The sequence below is a fragment of the Leucobacter insecticola genome, assembly GCF_011382965.1.
GTDB lineage: Bacteria > Actinomycetota > Actinomycetes > Actinomycetales > Microbacteriaceae > Leucobacter > Leucobacter insecticola.
The window spans coordinates 1,041,404-1,059,523 of record NZ_CP049934.1; the positions used below are offsets into that span (position 1 = coordinate 1,041,404).

Consider the following 18,120-nt stretch of genomic DNA (forward strand, 5'->3'; position numbering starts at 1 on the left):
TACAGGGTGCGCCAACATTTGCTGCATAGACTGAGGCCGACATGCGCACCAGAGTGACCGCCATCCTCGTCGCGAATCGCGGCGGCGAGTGGCTTGACCAGACCATCGCGGGAATCGCGTCTCAGACCCGTGCCCCCGCGGCCGTTATTGCCGTGAACAACGGTGGATCAGACAAGGTTGCCGAGCAACTGCGGTCGAGCGGCGCCGATGGGGTGGTGGGCATCAGTTCCCGCGTCTCCTTCGGGCAAGCCGTGCGGCAGGGGGTGCAGACGAGCGTCGTCACCGGTGATCTCTCTTCCGAGTGGATCTGGTTACTCACCGAAGACTCCTGCCCAGAGCCCGAAGCACTCGAACACATCTTGAATCGGGTGCAGCGTGCGCCTTCCGTGGTGGTTGCGGGCCCGAAGCTTGTTGACTGGGACCGCCCAGACCGCATTATCGAGCTCGGCCAGAGTCTGACCCGCTACGGGGCTCGCTGGACCCAGCGACGACAGGAACTCGACCAGCAACAGTACGACCACATGCAAGACGTGCTGGGCGTGGGGCCGGTCGGCATGCTCGTTCGACGAGACATCTGGGAACAGCTCGGTGGGTTTGATCCTGCGCTCACCGTCTACGATGACGGGCTTGACTTCTGCGTGCGCGCAAGACTCGCCGGCCACCGCGTTGAGGTCGCGCCCGACTCGCGCGTGCGGTTTGCTCAGAGCGGCGTTGGTGGCCCGCGTATCGATCGGAAGCGCTCGGTCATGCGCCAGGCGCACCGACAAGCCCGCACCGCGCACCTGCATCGCAGGATCGCCTACGCGCCCGCAGCGGTTGCTTTTTTTGAGTGGCTGGGGCTTCCCCTCTTCGCGCTCTTCCGGGTTTTCTGGGCGCTGATTCGTGAGCAGCCAGGTCATATTCTCGGGGAAGTGGCGTCGGCATTCGCGGTGTTCTTCAGGCCGCAGGCGATCCTTGCTTCGCGGCGGCGGATCAAGCAGCAGTCAACGGTGGGATGGCCCGCCATCAGGCAGCTCCGAGTGGACCCCAAGAGTGTGCGAACGGCGCGCATGATCGACCGGGAAGCGATCCTTGCCTCCGCTGGGCGACAGCGCCGCGAGCTGCACTTCATTTCCACCGGTGGACTCGCCGTACTCACCGCCGCCGCCGTGCTCGCAGTTGCGCTGACCTGGTGGTCATTTGCGTACTCAAGCCTCGCCGGAGGAGAGCTTGCGCCGCTCAGCTCAATCGGTGAACTGTGGAACAACACTCGCGTGATTGACGGGGTACCTGCGGATCCCTTTACGTGGGTGCTTGCGCTACTCGGCTCGCTGACCTTCTGGAACCCTCGTTCATCGTCGTGGTGCTGATGATCGGATCGATCCCGGTCACAGCTCTTGGCGGCTGGCTATGGGCAGCTCAGCTCACCGAATCAAAGGCTGGCCGGGCACTTGCGGGCCTCGGCTTTGCCATGAGTCCGGTGCTGCTCGGCTCGCTACAAGGTGGGCACCTTCCAACGCTCGTGCTGACGATGGTGCTGCCCTGGCTGCTGATCGCAGCCACCCGGGCCCGCGAGTCCTGGAGCTGGGCCGGTACTGCTTCGCTGCTGGCTGCGGTTGCGCTCGCTGCGGCGCCAGTGCTCATTCCGGCAGCGCTTGTGCTCCTCGTCGTGGGGCTGTTCACCAGCCTCCGCAGCATCGGGCGCGTGCTCGCCACCGCGGTTGTGCCACTCGTGCTCTTTGCGCCCAAGATCGTCACCAGCTTCGTCAACGGCCAACCGCTCGATCTGCTGATCGATCCGGGAATCAGTCTGCCCTTCGACCCGGCTACACCCTGGCACATGCTGCTCGGATTCCCAACGTTTGGTCTCGAAGGCTGGGCCTCGATTCTTGATGCCGTGGGTCTGGGAGGCCCGCCGGCCACCCTGCTCGTTGGTGTGCTGATGCTCCCGCTCGCCTTGCTCGCGCTGCTGGGTCTTTTCACTGGCCGCGTGATGGTCACTGTGCTGAGCGCGCTCCTTGGCGGACTTGGCATGCTCACGACGCTCGCATCCGCGCAGCTGCACCTGACCGCGGTGGGCAGCGAAAGCGTCGCCCTCTGGACGGGCTCAGGTCTTGCGGTCTACTGGCTCGCGCTCCTTAGCCTCGCCGCGGTCGGAGCGGGCACGCTGCGCCGTGCGGCGGCTCCCGTTGTCTCAGTTGCTCTCGTTGCAGCCCTCGTCGCGGTGTTCCCGGTCGCGGGCAAGCTCGTGGTGAACGACACCCCTTCAGTAGCGGAACCTCTCAGATGCCCGCACTCGTGCAGGCCGCGGGGGAAAGTGATCCCGGTGTGCGCACTCTGGTGCTTACCGCCGAAGACTCCCACAGCGTTCGTGCTGAGCTCATTACTGGAACAGGGTTGCGGCTCGATCAAATTCGCACCGCGGAAGCCCCTCCCACTGAAACCGCCGCAGACCGAGACCTTGCAAACCTTGTGGCAGGCCTCGCAAGCGTCGGGGGTCCCGAGGTGGACGAGATGCTGGACGAGCAACGGGTCGGGCACGTGTTGCTTCGCGATGGCGGCGACGATGGCGAACGGGCCGAACTGCAGAGGGTCTTCGATCAGCACAGTTCACTCGCAAGCGCCGGTGCCACCGAACAGGGGCTGCTGTGGCGTGTGGTGAGCCCCGAGGCTGATGTCGAAGCGAGCGGAGACTCGACCGCGAGCCTTGACGGTACCTCGCTGAGCGGTCAGACCATTTGGGTCGTGCAGCTCGCCGTTGTGCTCGCCATGCTTTTGCTCGCGCTGCCGACGGGAGAGGTGACCTGGCGGCCGGAACGGCGTAAGCGCCCCTCGCGGCGGAAGCGACGCGAGGCTCAAAACACAGCGGCGGGCGAGGTTGCTTCTTCGCCATCGCGCGAGGATCCCGCGCAGGATCAGCCCGCGCAGGATCCTGCCGCGAGCGAGCCAGCTATTGATCAGGATCAGGTTCCTACGGACGGAGGTGAACGATGAGCGAGCAATCGCGAATTTTGCGCGGAAGTGTTCGCGCGATCGTCGGCCTTCTGGTGGTTGGCGTTTCTGCGACCGCCATCGTGCTGCTCGGCAGTGTCACCCTTCCCGCTGTCAACCGGGAGCCACTGGCACTCGCGGTCGACACCACCCACAACACGGATCGTACCCTCGTGTGTGCGGGATCCTTCTCCGAACTTGGCGCGGATCCAAGCCGCCCGGGCGTAGCGATTCCGACGAGCGCACCCGCAGTGACGGTTGCTGGGGCAGCGAGTGAGACTTCCGAGCTTGCTCGTTCCGAGGGCGGAGAGGGTCTGCCGACCGTGCTCAAGGCCCCGGTCAACGAGGTCTTCGCGGCAGCCCAGATTCAGGCCGTGCAAACTGAGACGCTTCGCGGTGTTGCCGCCAGCGCCTGCACCGAGCCGCTGAATGAGCAGTGGCTGCTCGGGGGGTCTTCAACGATTGGCGTATCCACGACTCTGAGCCTCGCTAACCCCGGGGAAGTGCCCGCGACAGTGCAGATCACGGTGTTTGATGAGAGCGGCGAGGTTGATGCTGTGCAGACCGCAGCAGTGCTGGTGTCTCCTGGCACTGAGCAGACGATCTCTTTGAACGGCTACGCTCCCGAGCGCGAACGCCTCGCTGTGCGTATTGTGAGTACCGGAGCTCCCGTTTCTGCCACCCTCGGGGTGGGACACCTGGAGGGCATCACTCCATACGCTGTTGATACCGTTACCGCTCAGGCCGCACCGTCGAAGACGCTGGTGGTGCCCGGAGTAGCCAACGTGAGCGAGCATGAGCAGGGCGCTGGCGATGTGGGAGAGGCGGATCTTTTCGGGGTTGAGGTGCGGGTGCTCGCCCCGGGGGGTGAAGCCGGTACCGCCACGGCTCGAGCGATCGATGCGAAGGGCAATGCGACCGTCCTCGGTGAAATTCAGCTCGCATCGAGTGGGATCGGTGAGCTCTACGTTGAACACTGGCCCGAGGGCGCCAACGCCGTCGTGATCGAAGCGGATGTGCCCGTCATCGCCGGGGTGCTCGGATCTGCGCAAGCTGGGAAGGAACGGGACTACACCTGGTTTACGCCCGCCCCATTCTCGCGGCTGATTCCCCGGTTGCCGTTCCCGTGGTAGCCGGTGGCAGCCTGGTCATTGCGAACATCGGAGACACCGAAGCGAAAGTGGAGCTTGCCGGAGACAAGGGCAAGCCCCGCACGGTTACGGTGCCGGCGGGGGCTGCCGTCGTAGCCGACGGTGGCAGCGCGGTGCTGACGAGCTCGGCGCCGGTGAGTGCCGGTGTGCGTTACGTCAGCGGCGGCGATATTGCCAGCTACCCCGTGCAGACGGGTGACGCCCGTGAGGGTGAGCTCATCGTCTATACGCGGTAGCGTGACGCCTCTACACTGGAAGCTATGGTGAGTCGAGAGGCGCAGTCGAGTGCGAGTCGCAGGCACGGGCGACGCACCATGCGATCCTCAATGACCGGACCGGGGTTGCCCGATCCCAGAAGCCGCTTTGCGAGGTTCGAGAGTGATGCGCGCGGCGTGGTGGAGATGCTGCAGGTGCTGTTTCCTGAAGAACTCGACGGTGTGCAAATTGGTTTTCAGACCGCGCCGAGCGGCACTGGCGAGAGTCAGCTGCCGCTGCTGTACTCCATTGATCGGGCTTCACAGACGATCATGCTGTTTCGTATGCCGATCCAGCGGGCCCGTGGGCTCCACGTCAACGATGATGAGCATCGCCGATACTTTGTAGAACACTGCGTGTATCGCGCCGTGTGTGAATACCTCGGACGCGAACCGTGGGAGTTGCTCCCAGGCCGCTTCGACCACTACTGACGCACCCCTCCGTCGGGGCGGCGACGGAGCCCTACTCCGCAGCCTTCTCCAGATCGTGCGTGTTGAGCATGCGGAATGCGAGGGCTGCGAGCAGTGCGCCAACAAGCGGCGCGAGGATGTACAGCCAGATACTTCCCCATGCGAACTGACCACTGATGGCGAGGTCGATGGCGACCGCGGGGTTGAACCCGCCACCAGAAATGCTGCCCACCGTGGCTGCGCCCACAAACACCGTTGAACCGATGGCGAGCCCGTAGAAGGAATTGTTTGGGTGATCCTTCGAGGTAGCGACATTCAAGACGACGTAGACGAGGACAAAGGTGAAGAGCGTCTCCACGAGGAAGGCCGGGCCGACCTCGATCTCGACGGGAGCCGCGGCGCGGGCCCAGAGCACGGTACTCAGCAGCGCTCCGAGAACGCCACCAATGACCTGGGCAACGATGTACGCCAAGAGGCCTGCCCCGCTGAGTGCCCCGCGCAGGAACGCGCCGAGCGAGACCGCCGGGTTGAGGTGGGCGCCAGAGATATGGCCGGTTGCGAAGATGAGCACCATCAACATAAAGCCAATGACGAGCGGAGTGAAGTCGCCTGCGTTGTTGATTGCAGCGACAATGGCGAACACGAAGAGGAATGTGGCCAGTCCCTCGGCGAATGCACTGCGAGCTATGCCGGTCATCGTTGACTCTCTTTCAGGGGATCTTTGAGAATATTTAGCGTTTGCTCATTATTGCAAACCTTGGGACGGAGCGGGGAGAACACTTTCACATCAGTTCCCGACATAATGGGATTCATGAGCGCACGGATCTTGGTGGTTGACGACGACAGGGCTCTGGCGGAAATGCTTGGCATGGTGTTGCAAGCGGAGGGATTCGAAACGGAGCACTCGGCAGACGGGGCCGATGCCGTGGAGAAATTCCGAGAGGTGAGGCCGGACCTGGTGCTGCTAGACGTCATGCTGCCCAGCCTCGACGGGATCGAGGTCTGCGAGCGGATCCGCGCCGAGTCTGGAGTTCCGATCATCATGCTCACGGCCCGCACCGATAGCCGCGATGTTGTGCGTGGGCTCGAAGTCGGTGCCGACGACTATGTGGTCAAGCCGTTCAACCCGGCAGAGTTGATCGCTAGGATCCGGGCGAGGTTGCGTGAGCCCCAGCAGGAGTCAGCGGAGATACTCCGAATTGGTGATCTCACTATCGACGTTGCCGCGCACGAGGTGCGGCGAGGATCCACTTCGATCCCGCTGACACCTCTGGAGTTTGACCTCCTGGTGATCCTCGCCCGCAAACCGCAGCAGGTCTTCACTCGTGAGGTGTTGCTTGAAAAGGTGTGGGGCTATCAATACAAGGCAGACACCCGGTTGGTGAATGTGCATGTGCAGCGACTGCGCGCAAAGATTGAGTTGGATCCGGATCACCCCACAATTGTGACGACGGTCCGCGGCGTGGGGTATCGCGCCGGTACTGCCGCTGAGTAGAACCGTGTCTGGTTCTCGGAGGCGTTCGCGTTTCGCAGCACGCTGGCGCCGACTGCATCTTCGGTGGTTGCGTCTGACCCAGCCGGTGCTTGGGCCCTACCGAGCGCTATGGCGGCGCTCGTTGATGGTTCGCACGATGACGATCACGGGACTCGTGACTGGATTCGTCGTACTGGTGTCAGGCGTCTACATCTTGTCGAGTATCAGCGATGACCTGTACTCGTCGCGGCGGGACCTTGCTTTGCAAGACTCCGCGCGCGCCACCCTTGCCGCGCAGCACGATCTTGACGCCTCCGATGCTTCTGACCGCGGCAGCCTCTCCACGCTCGCGGCCTCCGTGCGGCGAACAGTGCAGGATACCTCTTCGAGTCAGATGGTGTATTTGCGCAGGCAATCCGGGCAGATCTTCTTCCCGGAAGCCCCGCCGCCGTCGTTCACCAACAGGATGCTGGTTGATGCGGTCTCACCTGAACTCGCACGCGAGGTGGCAACGGATGATAATCCGCAGTACTGGCAGGCCGTCACCTTTGTTGGCGAAGACGGGAATGCGGTACCGGGGATCGTGGTGGCCTCGACCCTGAATTTCCCGGCGGGAGCCGGCACGTACGACTTGTTTATTGGGTACCGGCTGAGCGACACGCAAGACACGCTGAGTTTTGTGCAGCGCACCCTGCTGATCACCGCCGCAGCGATGATGGCATTTATCGGGATACTGGTCTGGATCATGACACGGGTCGTCTTTCGGCCGATTCGCGCCGCCGCAGATGCGAGCCGAAAGCTTGCCGCCGGCGAGACCGATGCGCGAATGCCTGCGTTGAACGATGAGTATTTTGACGTGCTCTCTGAGGGTTTCAACGATATGGCCGATACGCTCCAGTCGCGCATCCGCGAACTCGACGACCTCTCGGAGATGCAGCAGCGCTTTGTGTCAGACGTTTCCCACGAGCTCAGAACTCCGCTCACCACGATTCGACTAGCGAGTGAGGTGCTGCAGGGACAGCAGGAGGGGATGGCGCCGGGTCAACAGCGGGCGGTGGAGGTTCTTGGCGCGCAGCTTGATCGCTTTGAGGTGCTGCTTGGGGATCTGCTTGAGATCTCGCGCTACGACGCGGGGTACGTAACGCTTGAGACGGAAGCGACCAACCTGGTCGCGCTCGCGCACGAGGTGGTTGATGGCCTACAGCCGCTGTCGCCCGGCCTGATCGAGGTGCGGGCGCTTGGCGGTTATGCACCCGTCGACGTGGACGCGCGCCGTATTCGCCGGGTCATTTCTAACCTGGTCGGCAACGCCATCGAGCACGGTGAGGGACGCGCAATTTTGGTGTCGATCGACTCGAATGCCTCAGCGGTCGCGATCTCGGTGCGGGACTGGGGAATTGGGATGGACGCCGACGCAGTGGAGCACGTGTTCGACCGTTTCTGGCGGGCAGATCCGTCGCGCAAACGCACCCTTGGTGGCACCGGCCTCGGTCTCGCCATTGCGCGGGAGGACGCCGCGGTGCACGGTGCCACCCTCGATGTGTGGTCACGCCCTGGCGTCGGATCCAATTTTCGGCTCACCGTTCCCCGCGCCGATAGCATCAGCACATTTATGTCGCCGCTCCCGCTCATCCCTGATGACGTGGCTGCCGAAGACGGGGATCCGCAGGCAACGGGCGGCTGGCTGCGACGCCCGGGGCGACGCACGCGGAGGGAGAAACGACGATGAAGATACGATTCCGCTCCCGGCGGATACTCCAGGCCGGCGCAATCGCCTGTGCCACGCTTCTGCTTGCAGGGTGCAACGCGATCCCGAGTTCGGGCCCTGTTGAGCTCGGGCTCACCGACCTGAAACAGGTTGAGCAGCTTGTTCAATTCAACCCCTCCGGTCCGCTGCAGGGGTCGAGTCAAGAGGGCATCGTTCGCGGGTTTGTGCAGGCGGCAACCTCGAGCAGTGACGATTATTCGGTGGCGCGTGAATTTCTCTCCGTGGGATACGCAAACCAGTGGGATCCGTACTACGGGGTATTGATCGACGATGGCAACAGGTCCTATCGCGAGGAGGGGAAATCGGCGGGGGTGTTGTCTCTCGCGGCGGCGGCAAACGTCGACGGAGAGGGGATCCTCGTTCCCGCCGAGCCCGGCCCGGCAACGGACATGCGCTTCGAATTTGAGCGTGAAGGAGATGAGTGGCGAATCTCGTCTGCGCCGAGCGGGATCATTCTCGATCGCAGCGACTTTCTCGCCATCTGGTCCTCGCACGAGCTGAATTTCATTGGCCCTGGCGGCCTGTTGGTGCCGGAGAGTCGCTGGTATCTCTCCCGCACAGCGCTTGCAACAGAGATCGTCAGTGGCCTGCTGGAAGGGCCGGGGCAGGGATTGCAGGAATCGGTGCGAACGGGCTTCCCCGCGGGTTCCGCTCTTGTCGGTGGCACCGTGACGGTGGTGGATGGGCGTGCCAAGATTGACGTCACGGGCGAGGTGCTGGAGGCCGGTCCCGAAGCGCTGGAAGAGGTCGTGCAGCAGCTGCGCGCAAGCCTCAACTCGGTGCAGGGGTGAAGCGATTTGAGTTGCTGGTGAACGGGGCAAGCATCAGAGAATCGTCGACGAGTTCTCCTGGTGAGCTCCGCCCGCCGGTTGACACGGCAACTCCCGCAGTGGTGGCCGAGAGGTCTCTCGGAGTGATGGTCGGGGGCGAGTTCCGCGAGCTGGAGGGGCTGAGCGCGCAGGTGCTTGCGCTGGATCCCGACGCCGTGGTTCTGTCCCCCGATTCCTCGGCCGCCGCGGTACGAAATAGCGCCGGCGTCAGCCGAGTGACTCCCAGTGAGAGCGTTCTGGTCGACGCGCGAGCGGGGCTTCTCGAACCGAGTTTTGACTACTTTGGAAACATTTGGAGCGCTGAAGCCGGGGCCGCCGACCAGATACACGTGAGCACTCCGGACGGGAGTGAACTCAGGGTTGCGGCGCAGTGGCTCAAGGGGAGAAGTCCGGTGGCGGTGCGTCTCTCGCCCGATGGCACACAGATCGCCGCTCTCGTGCCAAGCGGAGAGGGCAGCGCCGTGCTGGTCGCTGGAGTCGTGCGAGACGAATCTGGAATTCCGCTTCGCACCTCCGACGAGGCGACTCCGCAGATGTGGACGACGGGTGCCCCGGTTGACTTCGATTGGGTCGATCAGTTGAGGTTTGTGGCGCTGACGAAGCTGGGGGCCGCGAGCAAGGTGACGATCGGGGCGCCAGGAGTCTTCGCTGCCGATCAAGGAACGGTTCCCGGGGGCATCAAAGTGAGCGGAGGGGGATCTCGGAGCTTGCTTCGGGTGCTGGGAGAGGGCGACGACATCTTTGCGGCGCAGGGCTCCGGATGGCAACGGACCGACACCGAGGTGGAACTGCTGACGAAGCGGGGGTGAGCCCCGCTCACAGACGCGTTCCCGAACGGTCCAGAACGAAGTTTTCCACAGATTTGCTGGAGGCGCGCCAGCGGGCCAGGAGAGCGGGCATCCTGGTGCCATGAACAATCGCGCACCCCCTCACTCAAGCATCTCCGCAACGCTCCGTGAACTCTTGCTTGATCTTCTCGCGATCCTGTGGCCGACCGAGTGCGTGAACTGTGGCGCGCCGGATCGGGACTGCTGCACCCGGTGCCGAAAGGAACTCCGACGACCGGGGGTGATGGAAGCCGCGGTGCTTGGCGTACCGAGTTATACAGCGGGCGTGTACGAGGGGCCAGCACGCGCACTGCTCGTCGCGTTCAAACACGGCGGCCGTGTGCGGTTCGCCCGGCCGCTGGCTGAGCGGCTGCGGGATCCGCTCTTGCTTGCGCTCGGACACTGCGGCAAGCGGGTGCCGCTCCTCGTGACGATCCCGTCGCGCCCAGCACAAACTCGAGCCCGCGGGTTTCGGCACGTGAATATGCTCGTGCGGCTCTCACTACGGACTGAAAAGGTGCAACACTTGTCCGCACTACGTACGCTCCGAGGGCGGACAGGGCAGGTGGGTCTCTCTCCCGCAGACCGCGAAAGAAACGCTTCGAGAATCGCAGTGCGTCGGTCCGCAGCGCGGGTTCTGCGTGGACGAGAGGTGGTGCTGGTTGACGACGTCATGACCACCGGTGCGAGCCTGAGAGCTGCCCGTGAAGTTCTTCAGGCAGCCGGTGCGGAGGTGGTCGCGATAGCGGTGTTGTGCGTGGCGTTGCGACGTGACACGCGATGAAAACAAGCAGGTGGAAACCGGCTCCTGGATAGGAGTAGGCTTCGTGAAAGGCGTTAGGGTGCGCCACACTGGCCCACACCGCCTGAGTCACCTGGGAGGTCACCATGGACGTGAACATCCGCGGCAAGAATGTCGGCATCACCGATCGTTTCAAGGACTATGTCGAGACCAAAGCTGAAAAGGTTGAGGGGCTGCTGCCGAAGGCGCAGTTTTTCGAGATCAGCGTCTCCAGACAGAGCGATCGAAGCCCGCAGTTCGGCGATCGGGTAGAGATTACTCTGGTCGGACCGGGACCAGTCATTCGTGCGGAGTCAACTGGCGGAGACAAATACACCGCCTTTGACATGGCCTACGGCCGGGTCCTTGAACGGATTCGCCGAATGAAGGACAAGAAGCAGGAGCACCGCGGCCGCGGTCGCACTTCTCTCGCAGATGCCGCAGCGCACGACTTCGATATGGTCGCAGTAAAGCCTGCTCCGCTCGAAGTGGTCGAGTCTGTCGCAACCGGCGGTATCCAGATCGAGGGGCAAGAGGCCGGAGAAGAACAGTACAGCCCCGTCGTCATCCGCACGAAGGAATTTCCCGCCGAGAAGCTTTCCACTGAGGAAGCCGTCGACCAGATGGAGCTCGTCGGCCACGACTTCTTCCTCTTTGTCGAGTCGGAGACCGGGCGACCGTCAGTGGTCTATCGTCGCAAGGGCTGGAACTACGGTGTGATCTCGCTCACGGGCGAGTAACACGGAGTAACCCCTCCGCCGGTTGAGCGCTCGCTCAACCGGCGGTTTTACTTTGCCCGCCGCTTCCCGAAGCGCAGCTCCCAGCCCCAGCGCAGCACATTGTTCAGCGCTTCGACAGCGATCCCCACAGACATCTTCGAGCGACCACCAGTGCGTTCGACAAAGGTGATGGGAACCTCAACGATCGGGCAGCCGAGGCGTTCGAGTTCCCAAGCCACCTCAACCTGAAACCCATAGCCCTGCGACGTGAGGGCGGCAAGATCAAGGCGCGTCAACCACTCGCGCCGGAAGACGCGATACCCGCTCGTGAGGTCATGCAGCTTCGAGTGGAGCGCGATCCTCGCGACGGCGGTTCCTGTCCGTGATATCCACTGTCGATACCACGGCCAATTTTCGATACGCCCTCCGGGTACCCACCGCGCACCGAGAACCAGACCCGCCCCGTTCCGCGCTGCAGCGAGCAGCCGGGGAGTTCACTTGCGAGGTGAGAGCCGTCAGAATCCATCTCGACCACAAACTGGTAGTCGCGATCGAGGGCGTATGTGAAGCCGTGCACGTATGCGGTTCCGAGGCCGAGTTTGCCAGCTCGGTGAGCCACTTTGATGTGGCCGTCTCGTGCCGCCAACTCCTCGGCGAGCGCGCCTGTGCCATCGGGGCTGTTGTCGTCGATGATGAGGAGATCCGCCTCGGGGAGGTGATCCCGCACCCCCCAAACAACCCGGGCAAGCGTGTCGCGCTCCAGGTACGTGGGAAGGATGACGAGCGCACCGCTCCCGCGCTCGATCATTTGCTCTCCTTGCCTGTCGTCGTGCCTGTTCGTCTATCCTGGCATCTCCCCAGGCGAAGAATGGCCGCACCTTGGTAAGCTGAAGTGTTGTCACAATTTGGCAACGACGTTTGTGCCGCCCACGCGGCTCTGAGCGTGGCAAACCGTACAGGAGAAACTAAAGTGGCGACAGTTCTCGAAAAGCTCCTTCGCGTAGGCGAAGGTCGCATTCTTAAGAAGCTTGAGCGTCAAGCCAAGCTTGTCGCGGATCTTGAGGGATCCTTTGCGGACTTGAGCGACGAAGAGCTCAAAGCCGAAACCACCGAGTTTCGGGAGCGACTTGCAAAGGGCGAAACCCTTGACGATTTGCTGCCGGAGGCCTTCGCGGCTGTGCGCGAGGCAGCGAAGCGCACGATCGGCCTGCGTCCCTTCGACGTGCAGGTCATGGGTGGCGCGAACCTCCACATGGGCAACATCTCCGAGATGAAGACCGGTGAGGGCAAGACCCTCGTCGCGACGCTCCCCGCGTACCTGAACGCTCTCGCTGGCAAAGGTGTGCACATTGTCACGGTGAACGACTACCTCGCGAGCTACCAGAGCGAGATCATGGGCCGCGTGTTTCGTGCGCTCGGCATGACGACCGGTTGCATTGTTGCGGGTCAGGATCCGGCGCTCCGTCGCGAGCAGTACAACGCCGACATTACCTACGGCACCAACAACGAGTTTGGCTTTGACTACCTGCGCGACAATATGGCGGGATCAACGGCTGAGCGGGTGCAGCGCGACCACTTCTTCGCAATCATTGACGAGGTCGACTCGATCCTGATCGATGAGGCCCGTACCCCCCTCATTATTTCCGGCCCGTCCTCGGGCGAGGCAAACCGCTGGTTCACCGAGTTTGCGCGTCTCGCAAAGAAGCTTGAGCCCGGCGTCGACTACGAGGTTGACGAGAAGAAGCGCACCATCGGTGTGCTTGAGCCCGGCATCGAAAAGGTTGAGGATTACCTCGGTATCACGAACCTGTACGAGTCGGTGAACACGCCCCTCATCTCGTTCCTGAACAACTCGATCAAGGCGCGTGCCCTGTTCACTCGTGACAAAGACTACGTCGTGTTGAACGGTGAGGTGCTGATCGTTGACGAGCACACCGGGCGTATTCTTGCCGGCCGCCGCTACAACGAGGGCATGCACCAGGCAATTGAGGCCAAGGAGGGTGTCGCGGTCAAGGCCGAGAATCAGATGCTCGCCACCGTCACCCTGCAGAACTACTTCCGCCTCTACGAGAAGCTCTCGGGCATGACCGGTACCGCTGAGACCGAGGCCGGCGAATTCATGTCGACCTACAAGCTTGGCGTGGTGCCGATCCCGACCAACAAGCCGATGATCCGCAAGGACCAACCCGATCTTGTCTACAAGAACGAAGAAGCAAAGTTCCGGCAGGTCACGGCGGATATTGTCGAGCGTCACGAGACCGGGCAGCCCGTGCTCGTCGGTACCACCAGCGTGGAGAAGAGCGAATACCTTTCGCGTCTGCTCGCGAAGGCTGGCGTGCGCCACGAAGTACTCAACGCAAAGAACCACGCCCGTGAAGCCGCGATCATCGCGCAGGCGGGTCGCTTCGGTGCCGTGACCGTCGCGACCAACATGGCCGGCCGTGGTACCGACATCATGCTCGGTGGCAACGCCGAGTTCCTTGCGGTGCAAGAGATGGCCGCGCGCGGTCTCTCGACCGAAGAAGATCCTGAAGCCTATGAGGCAGCCTGGGATGACGTGTTTGCTGCGGTCAAAGCGAAGGTTGCCGAGGAAGCCGAGAAGGTGATCGCGGTTGGCGGGCTGTACGTGCTTGGCACTGAGCGTCATGAGTCGCGTCGTATTGACAACCAGCTGCGTGGACGTTCCGGCCGTCAGGGCGACCCGGGTGAGAGCCGCTTCTACCTGTCGCTCGCTGACGACCTGATGCGAATGTTCAACTCCGGCGCGGCCGCTGCACTGATGAACCGTGACGGTTTCCCCGACGACCTCGCAATCGAGTCGAAGGTGGTGAGTCGCGCGATCCAGAGTGCCCAGAGCCAGGTCGAGGCCCGCAACGCTGAGATCCGCAAGAACGTGCTGAAATACGATGATGTGTTGGATCGCCAACGTAAAGCAATCTACGGTGACCGGCAACAGATCCTTGACGGAGAAGAGATCGAGTCGCGGATCGATGCGTTCCGTGAACAGACGATTGACGCGATCCTGGACTCCCACGGCAGCGATAGCAACTGGGACTTTGACGCGCTGTGGAACGATCTGCGCCAGATTTATCCCGTCGGGATCACCGTTGACGAGTTGCTCGCAGAAGCTGGAACGTCGAAGGTTGATAAAGCGTTCCTGCGCCGCGAGATTCTCTCAGACGCAGAGGTCGCCTACAAGAACCGAGAGGACATGCTCGGCTCCGAAGCGATGCGTGAGCTTGAACGGCGTGTGGTACTGACCACGATCGACCGTCGCTGGCGTGATCACCTGTACGAGATGGAGTACCTCAAGGAGGGTATCGGGCTGCGTGCGATGGCGCAGCGCGATCCGCTTGTCGAGTATCAGCGCGAAGGCTTTAGCATGTTCGAGGGCATGATGGGGCAGATCAAGGAAGAATCCATGGGTCTGCTCTACAACCTCGAGGTGAAGGTCCGTCCCGCGGAGGGGCCGCAGGATCACCTCCATCTTGAGGGTGGGGGCTTGAGCAGGAGCAGAAGACTGATCAGTCCAAGCTGAGCTACAGCGCGCCCAATGAGGACGGTTCGCCGTCAACAAGCGGCGCCGAGGCCCCCAACGCCCGAGCGGCCAAAGCGAAGAAACCGACTCAGCGCGGTGCATTTGGTCAGGAGGTTGAAGCCGATGCGGCTCCGACCAACCGGGCCGATCGCAGAGCCAAGAAGAAGTAGTTTCCTCGTTACGAGCGAGATCCATTCAAGATCCGCACCCGCGGACCAATACCGGAGACAGACGCATGGCAAATGAGACAAACGGTCGTTTGACAAAGAACGAGCGCCGCGCCCAGGGCAGAGAACAGGCCCGACTGGCTCGCGAACTGGAGAAGAAGCGCGAAAAGCGCAATCGTCTCCTTCTGCAGGGAGGCGTCGCACTGGGTGTGGTCGCTGTGCTTGCGGTCGTGTGCCTTGTGCTCGCGCAGTCGATGAAGCCGGCCGGCCCCGGCCCCGCAAATATGGCATCCGGCGCCGCGATCTTCGGCAAAGACTTGAAGATCGTGGAGAGCGATCCGCTGCAGCCAGGAACGGAGCGGACTGCGCCCAAGGTCAACCGCGATGAGCTGCCGCTCGACGTGACGGTCTTCGTTGACTACATGTGCCCCGGGTGTGGAGCGTTCGAGCAGGCGAACGGGACGATGCTCGAAAACTATGTCGGCAGCGGCGACATTACGCTCGGTATCTATCCGATGAACTTCCTTGATAACGCGTCTCAGGGCACCAAATACTCAACCCGGGCGGCGAACCTCTTCGCCTGTGTCGTTGATGAACAGCCCGATGTGGCGTTCGCTCTGAACATGAAGCTACTGAGCGCCGAGGTGCAGCCGAAAGAAGGAACCACCGGTCTGACTGACGATGAGCTCCTTAAGCAGGCTGAATCCGCTGGCGCCAAGCTCACGACTGAGCTTCGCCAGTGCGTGAAAGATGTTCGCTTCGCGAACTTCATCACGTCGAACTACACCAGCGTGAGCGAGGCCGGCGTGCTAGGCCTGGCCAAGGGTGCGCAACTGCTCGATGTCGATGGTGTCAGCCTGCAAAAGGAGGATGGCCCGCAGCGTCTCGTGAGCACGCCCCTCGTGATCGTCAACGGACAGCAGTGGAACCAGACTCGCGACGGCAGCCTCGAGTCCTACCTGCTGAAGGTGAAGGGCGAACTCGAGCAGAAGAACGGTTCTTCGAGCGACTCCAAGAAAGACAACTCGAGCGACGCCAAGAAGGACGACTCGAGCGACACCAAGAAGGATTCGGAAGACACCAAGAAGTCAGACTAAACTAGTCTGCAGGGCGGCCCCGGCCGCCCGTTTGCCGCCTTAGCTCATCTGGTAGAGCAGCGCCCTTGTAAAGCGCAGGTGGTCGGTTCGAGTCCGACAGGCGGCTCCATGAAAGGCCCCGCGAAAGCGGGGCTTTTCGCATGTCGCCACCTGTCGTCCGGCGAACCGAGGGTTACTGGGGTTACTGGGGTTGCTGGGGTTACTGCCCAAAACGTCGCGGGTTTTCAGCGAGCTTGCCTTTCACCGTCGAGGTTGCTGTCAGGAACCGCCGTTTGGGCGGTGGAAGGCAATCTCGGCAACAGGGAACCACGTTGAGTACCCGGGTACTGTCGAGCTAACGAAAAATTGTTAGGGCTATTAGGGCTGTTAGGGTAGCTTCAATTCAGGTGCCATGTTGCCCGAGGATCGCTAGGGGAGTCGCCTTGCCAGGTAATCAGGCCGGCGTCGCGGAGTCGCTGTAGGTGCCGAATAACCGTCGGTCTAGCCAACCCAGCGAGTTCAAGAATCTGGCCAGTTCCGAGGGGTCGCTGCGCCATCCGCATTGTGTCGAGTAGTCTCATCGCCCCAGGGAATCTGCCGGGGCTCGTAATCTCAACCCGGTTTGGGAAAATCTCCACTCGAATGTGGTCGCCACCAATGCTGTATGAGCGGTGAACGACCGCGTTTACGAGACCTTCCAACCAGGCCTCCTTCGGGATCATTTGCACCGCTTCGAAACGACCCGACTCGGTCAGTTTTCTACGCTGCGGCATGAGCATGTCTATTGCAGAAACTGCCTGGCGGAGATTGTTGGCGGCGGCATCGGAGACCGGGGAAACTTTGCCTTCTGAAAGGCCAACAACAACCATCCCGCCTTCAGAGTTAGCCATCGCGATGAGTGGCACAGCAAAGTCAGTCGCTTTGATGGCCCCTGATTTGCGCTCAAACCATTGGTTTTCTGGCAGTTCGAGCAAGCGTGAGACAGCCTCGTCGGCTGGAAGTTCAAGCGCACGGTCTGCGTCTGCGGGTAACATGCCATAGCCCTAACATTGTTATAGTGCGTTAGGGCTTGCTTGGGGTGCGAATTTGAGCTGTCCACTGCCAACGGCGCGAAGTGCGAACCTCGCGTGGCGTAGTGTGGGGGAGTGGCGCAGACAGCATCGAGGGTTCCAGTGTGGGCAGCTCTTGTGGGATCGGGACTCGCAGGAGTCTTGGTCGCCGTGCAGTCGCGCGTCAACGGTGGCCTGAGCCAGCAGCTCGGCAATGGCTACGTTACGGCGGCAGTGTCGTTCGGCTCAGGCCTCGTGATCATGTGCCTCATGATGTTCGCGTCTCCGGGGGCGAGGCGGGGACTTGGTCGATTGCGCACCGAGCTTGGGTCTCGGCGCCTCCCCGTGTGGACACTGTTTGGGGGAGCCGCGGGGGCGTTCTTTGTGCTCGCGCAGGGGCTTGTCGCGCCGCTCACCGGCCTCGCGCTGTTTACCGTCGGGATCGTGGCGGGTCAGGTGCTTGGCGGGCTTGTGCTCGATCGGATCGGGCTCGGGCCGGGCGGCCGGATGGATCCGACGCTGTTTCGCCTGCTCGGCACGGCGCTCGCCGTTGTTGCGGTGATCGTGGCGGTGTGGTCGAATCTCGGGAATCTCCACGTCGTCTGGCTGGTCGTTTTCCCCGTGGCTATCGGCGTGTTCGTTGCTGCGCAGTCTATGGTGAACGGGATCGTGCGCGCGGCGGCGCAGAGTGCCATCACGTCGACCTTCGTGAACTTTGTCGTGGGCACGACGATCCTGGTCGTCGCGGCTGCAATCTCGGTCGGGGTTTCGGGATGGCCGAGTGAGTGGCCATCTGTGCCTTGGTATTACATTGGCGGCGTCACGGGCACCATCTTTATCGCGATCGCGGCGATGCTTGTGCGTGCGGCCGGGGTGCTGCTGCTGAGCATGTCCAACGTTGCGGGGCAGTTGGTTGCGGCGGTGGCGTTCGAGGCTGGGATCCCGCTCGCGGACGGCCTCACCCCCGGGCTGGTTGCGGGATCCGCCATCGCACTTGTTGCGGTCGTAATTGCAGCGCTGCCGAAACGGTCGCAGCGTAGCGAGTGATCTGCGGTGCCCGTCGAAGCCCCCGCAGCGGCGGTAGGGCCACTTTGTTCGGCGTGTT

General features: G+C 62.5%; 19 protein-coding genes and 1 tRNA gene. 16 read left to right on the forward strand and 4 right to left on the reverse strand.

Annotated elements, in window-relative coordinates; genetic code table 11:
• Positions 1-41: 41 nt before the first annotated feature.
• The 6 genes from G7067_RS14120 to G7067_RS04805 are packed head-to-tail and all read left to right on the forward strand — an operon-like array spanning position 42 to position 4,807.
• Positions 42-1,349, forward strand: a complete 1,308-nt coding sequence (locus G7067_RS14120) for a glycosyltransferase family 2 protein (RefSeq protein WP_244301261.1) — start codon at positions 42-44, stop codon at positions 1,347-1,349.
• Positions 1,286-2,641, forward strand: coding sequence for a hypothetical protein (locus G7067_RS14125; RefSeq protein WP_244301262.1), 1,356 nt, complete (start codon positions 1,286-1,288; stop codon positions 2,639-2,641). The genes G7067_RS14120 and G7067_RS14125 overlap by 64 nt, the downstream gene beginning before the upstream one ends.
• Complete coding sequence (locus tag G7067_RS14130; RefSeq protein WP_244301263.1) at positions 2,635-2,973, forward strand: hypothetical protein; 339 nt, start codon at positions 2,635-2,637, stop codon at positions 2,971-2,973. Before G7067_RS14125 ends, G7067_RS14130 begins: the two co-directional genes overlap by 7 nt.
• Positions 2,970-4,103 carry a DUF5719 family protein gene (locus G7067_RS04800; RefSeq protein WP_244301264.1) on the forward strand — a complete coding sequence of 378 codons (1,134 nt, stop codon included), beginning with the start codon at positions 2,970-2,972 and terminating at the stop codon, positions 4,101-4,103. The genes G7067_RS14130 and G7067_RS04800 overlap by 4 nt, the downstream gene beginning before the upstream one ends.
• Positions 4,097-4,357, forward strand: coding sequence for a hypothetical protein (locus G7067_RS14135; protein ID WP_244301265.1), 261 nt, complete (start codon positions 4,097-4,099; stop codon positions 4,355-4,357). Before G7067_RS04800 ends, G7067_RS14135 begins: the two co-directional genes overlap by 7 nt.
• 24 nt (positions 4,358-4,381) lie before the next feature.
• The gene (locus tag G7067_RS04805) at positions 4,382-4,807 is read left to right on the forward strand and encodes a metallopeptidase family protein (RefSeq protein WP_166322384.1); all 426 of its coding nucleotides are present in this window, start codon (positions 4,382-4,384) and stop codon (positions 4,805-4,807) included.
• Between the two features lie 31 nt (positions 4,808-4,838).
• On the opposite strand, the gene G7067_RS04810 is transcribed toward G7067_RS04805, so the two are convergent.
• Entirely contained in the window at positions 4,839-5,483 is a 645-nt protein-coding gene (locus G7067_RS04810; RefSeq protein ID WP_166322386.1) for an MIP/aquaporin family protein, read from the reverse strand.
• Between the two features lie 114 nt (positions 5,484-5,597).
• Between G7067_RS04810 and mtrA the strand changes: the two genes are divergently transcribed.
• From mtrA to hpf, 6 genes are all read left to right on the forward strand, one after another.
• The gene (gene mtrA / locus G7067_RS04815) at positions 5,598-6,281 is read left to right on the forward strand and encodes an MtrAB system response regulator MtrA (protein ID WP_166322388.1); all 684 of its coding nucleotides are present in this window, start codon (positions 5,598-5,600) and stop codon (positions 6,279-6,281) included.
• A gap of 136 nt (positions 6,282-6,417) precedes the next feature.
• Positions 6,418-7,989, forward strand: a complete 1,572-nt coding sequence (gene mtrB, locus G7067_RS04820) for an MtrAB system histidine kinase MtrB (protein WP_244301266.1) — start codon at positions 6,418-6,420, stop codon at positions 7,987-7,989.
• Positions 7,986-8,819, forward strand: a complete 834-nt coding sequence (locus tag G7067_RS14140) for an LpqB family beta-propeller domain-containing protein (RefSeq protein ID WP_244301267.1) — start codon at positions 7,986-7,988, stop codon at positions 8,817-8,819. The genes mtrB and G7067_RS14140 overlap by 4 nt, the downstream gene beginning before the upstream one ends.
• Positions 8,816-9,667, forward strand: coding sequence for an LpqB family beta-propeller domain-containing protein (locus G7067_RS14145; RefSeq protein ID WP_244301268.1), 852 nt, complete (start codon positions 8,816-8,818; stop codon positions 9,665-9,667). The genes G7067_RS14140 and G7067_RS14145 overlap by 4 nt, the downstream gene beginning before the upstream one ends.
• Positions 9,668-9,767: 100 nt before the next feature.
• Complete coding sequence (locus G7067_RS04830; RefSeq protein WP_166322392.1) at positions 9,768-10,469, forward strand: ComF family protein; 702 nt, start codon at positions 9,768-9,770, stop codon at positions 10,467-10,469.
• A 104-nt stretch (positions 10,470-10,573) separates the two neighbouring features.
• Positions 10,574-11,206, forward strand: coding sequence for a ribosome hibernation-promoting factor, HPF/YfiA family (hpf, locus tag G7067_RS04835; protein ID WP_166322394.1), 633 nt, complete (start codon positions 10,574-10,576; stop codon positions 11,204-11,206).
• 47 nt (positions 11,207-11,253) lie between these two features.
• On the opposite strand, the gene G7067_RS14845 is transcribed toward hpf, so the two are convergent.
• Together G7067_RS14845 and G7067_RS04840 are read right to left on the reverse strand one after the other, a co-directional pair.
• Complete coding sequence (locus tag G7067_RS14845) at positions 11,254-11,481, reverse strand: glycosyltransferase family protein (protein ID WP_341872867.1); 228 nt, start codon at positions 11,479-11,481, stop codon at positions 11,254-11,256.
• Entirely contained in the window at positions 11,478-11,993 is a 516-nt protein-coding gene (locus tag G7067_RS04840; RefSeq protein ID WP_341872868.1) for a glycosyltransferase, read from the reverse strand. Before G7067_RS04840 ends, G7067_RS14845 begins: the two co-directional genes overlap by 4 nt.
• 162 nt (positions 11,994-12,155) lie before the next feature.
• On the opposite strand from G7067_RS04840, the gene secA reads away from it, so the two are divergent.
• From secA to G7067_RS04855, 3 genes are all read left to right on the forward strand, one after another.
• Positions 12,156-14,723: a preprotein translocase subunit SecA gene (gene secA / locus G7067_RS04845; RefSeq protein WP_166322396.1), complete on the forward strand. Its 2,568-nt coding sequence runs from the start codon at positions 12,156-12,158 to the stop codon at positions 14,721-14,723.
• A 235-nt stretch (positions 14,724-14,958) separates the two neighbouring features.
• Complete coding sequence (locus G7067_RS04850) at positions 14,959-15,987, forward strand: DsbA family protein (protein ID WP_166322398.1); 1,029 nt, start codon at positions 14,959-14,961, stop codon at positions 15,985-15,987.
• Between the two features lie 33 nt (positions 15,988-16,020).
• Positions 16,021-16,096 (forward strand) — tRNA-Thr (locus tag G7067_RS04855).
• A gap of 268 nt (positions 16,097-16,364) precedes the next feature.
• Here G7067_RS04855 and G7067_RS04860 read toward each other — a convergent pair.
• Positions 16,365-17,000, reverse strand: a complete 636-nt coding sequence (locus G7067_RS04860; RefSeq protein WP_166322400.1) for an ArsR family transcriptional regulator — start codon at positions 16,998-17,000, stop codon at positions 16,365-16,367.
• Between the two features lie 111 nt (positions 17,001-17,111).
• Here G7067_RS04860 and G7067_RS04865 point away from each other — a divergent pair, with 111 nt between their 5' ends.
• Positions 17,112-18,062 (forward strand): DMT family transporter, encoded by a 951-nt coding sequence (locus G7067_RS04865; protein WP_166322402.1) that lies wholly within the window; start codon positions 17,112-17,114, stop codon positions 18,060-18,062.
• The last annotated feature ends 58 nt before the right edge of the window (positions 18,063-18,120 follow it).

What these genes read in the sequence shown, in the direction of transcription:
- hpf (WP_166322394.1), top strand. Translation starts at nt 10,574, where the DNA reads ATGGACGTGAACATCCGCGGCAAGAATGTCGGCATCACCGATCGTTTC.
- G7067_RS14140 (WP_244301267.1), top strand. Translation starts at nt 7,986, where the DNA reads ATGAAGATACGATTCCGCTCCCGGCGGATACTCCAGGCCGGCGCAATC.
- G7067_RS04805 (WP_166322384.1), top strand. Translation starts at nt 4,382, where the DNA reads ATGGTGAGTCGAGAGGCGCAGTCGAGTGCGAGTCGCAGGCACGGGCGA.
- G7067_RS14120 (WP_244301261.1), top strand. Translation starts at nt 42, where the DNA reads ATGCGCACCAGAGTGACCGCCATCCTCGTCGCGAATCGCGGCGGCGAG.
- mtrA (WP_166322388.1), top strand. Translation starts at nt 5,598, where the DNA reads ATGAGCGCACGGATCTTGGTGGTTGACGACGACAGGGCTCTGGCGGAA.
- G7067_RS04850 (WP_166322398.1), top strand. Translation starts at nt 14,959, where the DNA reads ATGGCAAATGAGACAAACGGTCGTTTGACAAAGAACGAGCGCCGCGCC.
- G7067_RS04830 (WP_166322392.1), top strand. Translation starts at nt 9,768, where the DNA reads ATGAACAATCGCGCACCCCCTCACTCAAGCATCTCCGCAACGCTCCGT.
- G7067_RS04860 (WP_166322400.1), bottom strand. Translation starts at nt 17,000, where the DNA reads ATGTTACCCGCAGACGCAGACCGTGCGCTTGAACTTCCAGCCGACGAG.
- G7067_RS04840 (WP_341872868.1), bottom strand. Translation starts at nt 11,993, where the DNA reads ATGATCGAGCGCGGGAGCGGTGCGCTCGTCATCCTTCCCACGTACCTG.
- G7067_RS04810 (WP_166322386.1), bottom strand. Translation starts at nt 5,483, where the DNA reads ATGACCGGCATAGCTCGCAGTGCATTCGCCGAGGGACTGGCCACATTC.
- G7067_RS04800 (WP_244301264.1), top strand. Translation starts at nt 2,970, where the DNA reads ATGAGCGAGCAATCGCGAATTTTGCGCGGAAGTGTTCGCGCGATCGTC.
- mtrB (WP_244301266.1), top strand. Translation starts at nt 6,418, where the DNA reads ATGACGATCACGGGACTCGTGACTGGATTCGTCGTACTGGTGTCAGGC.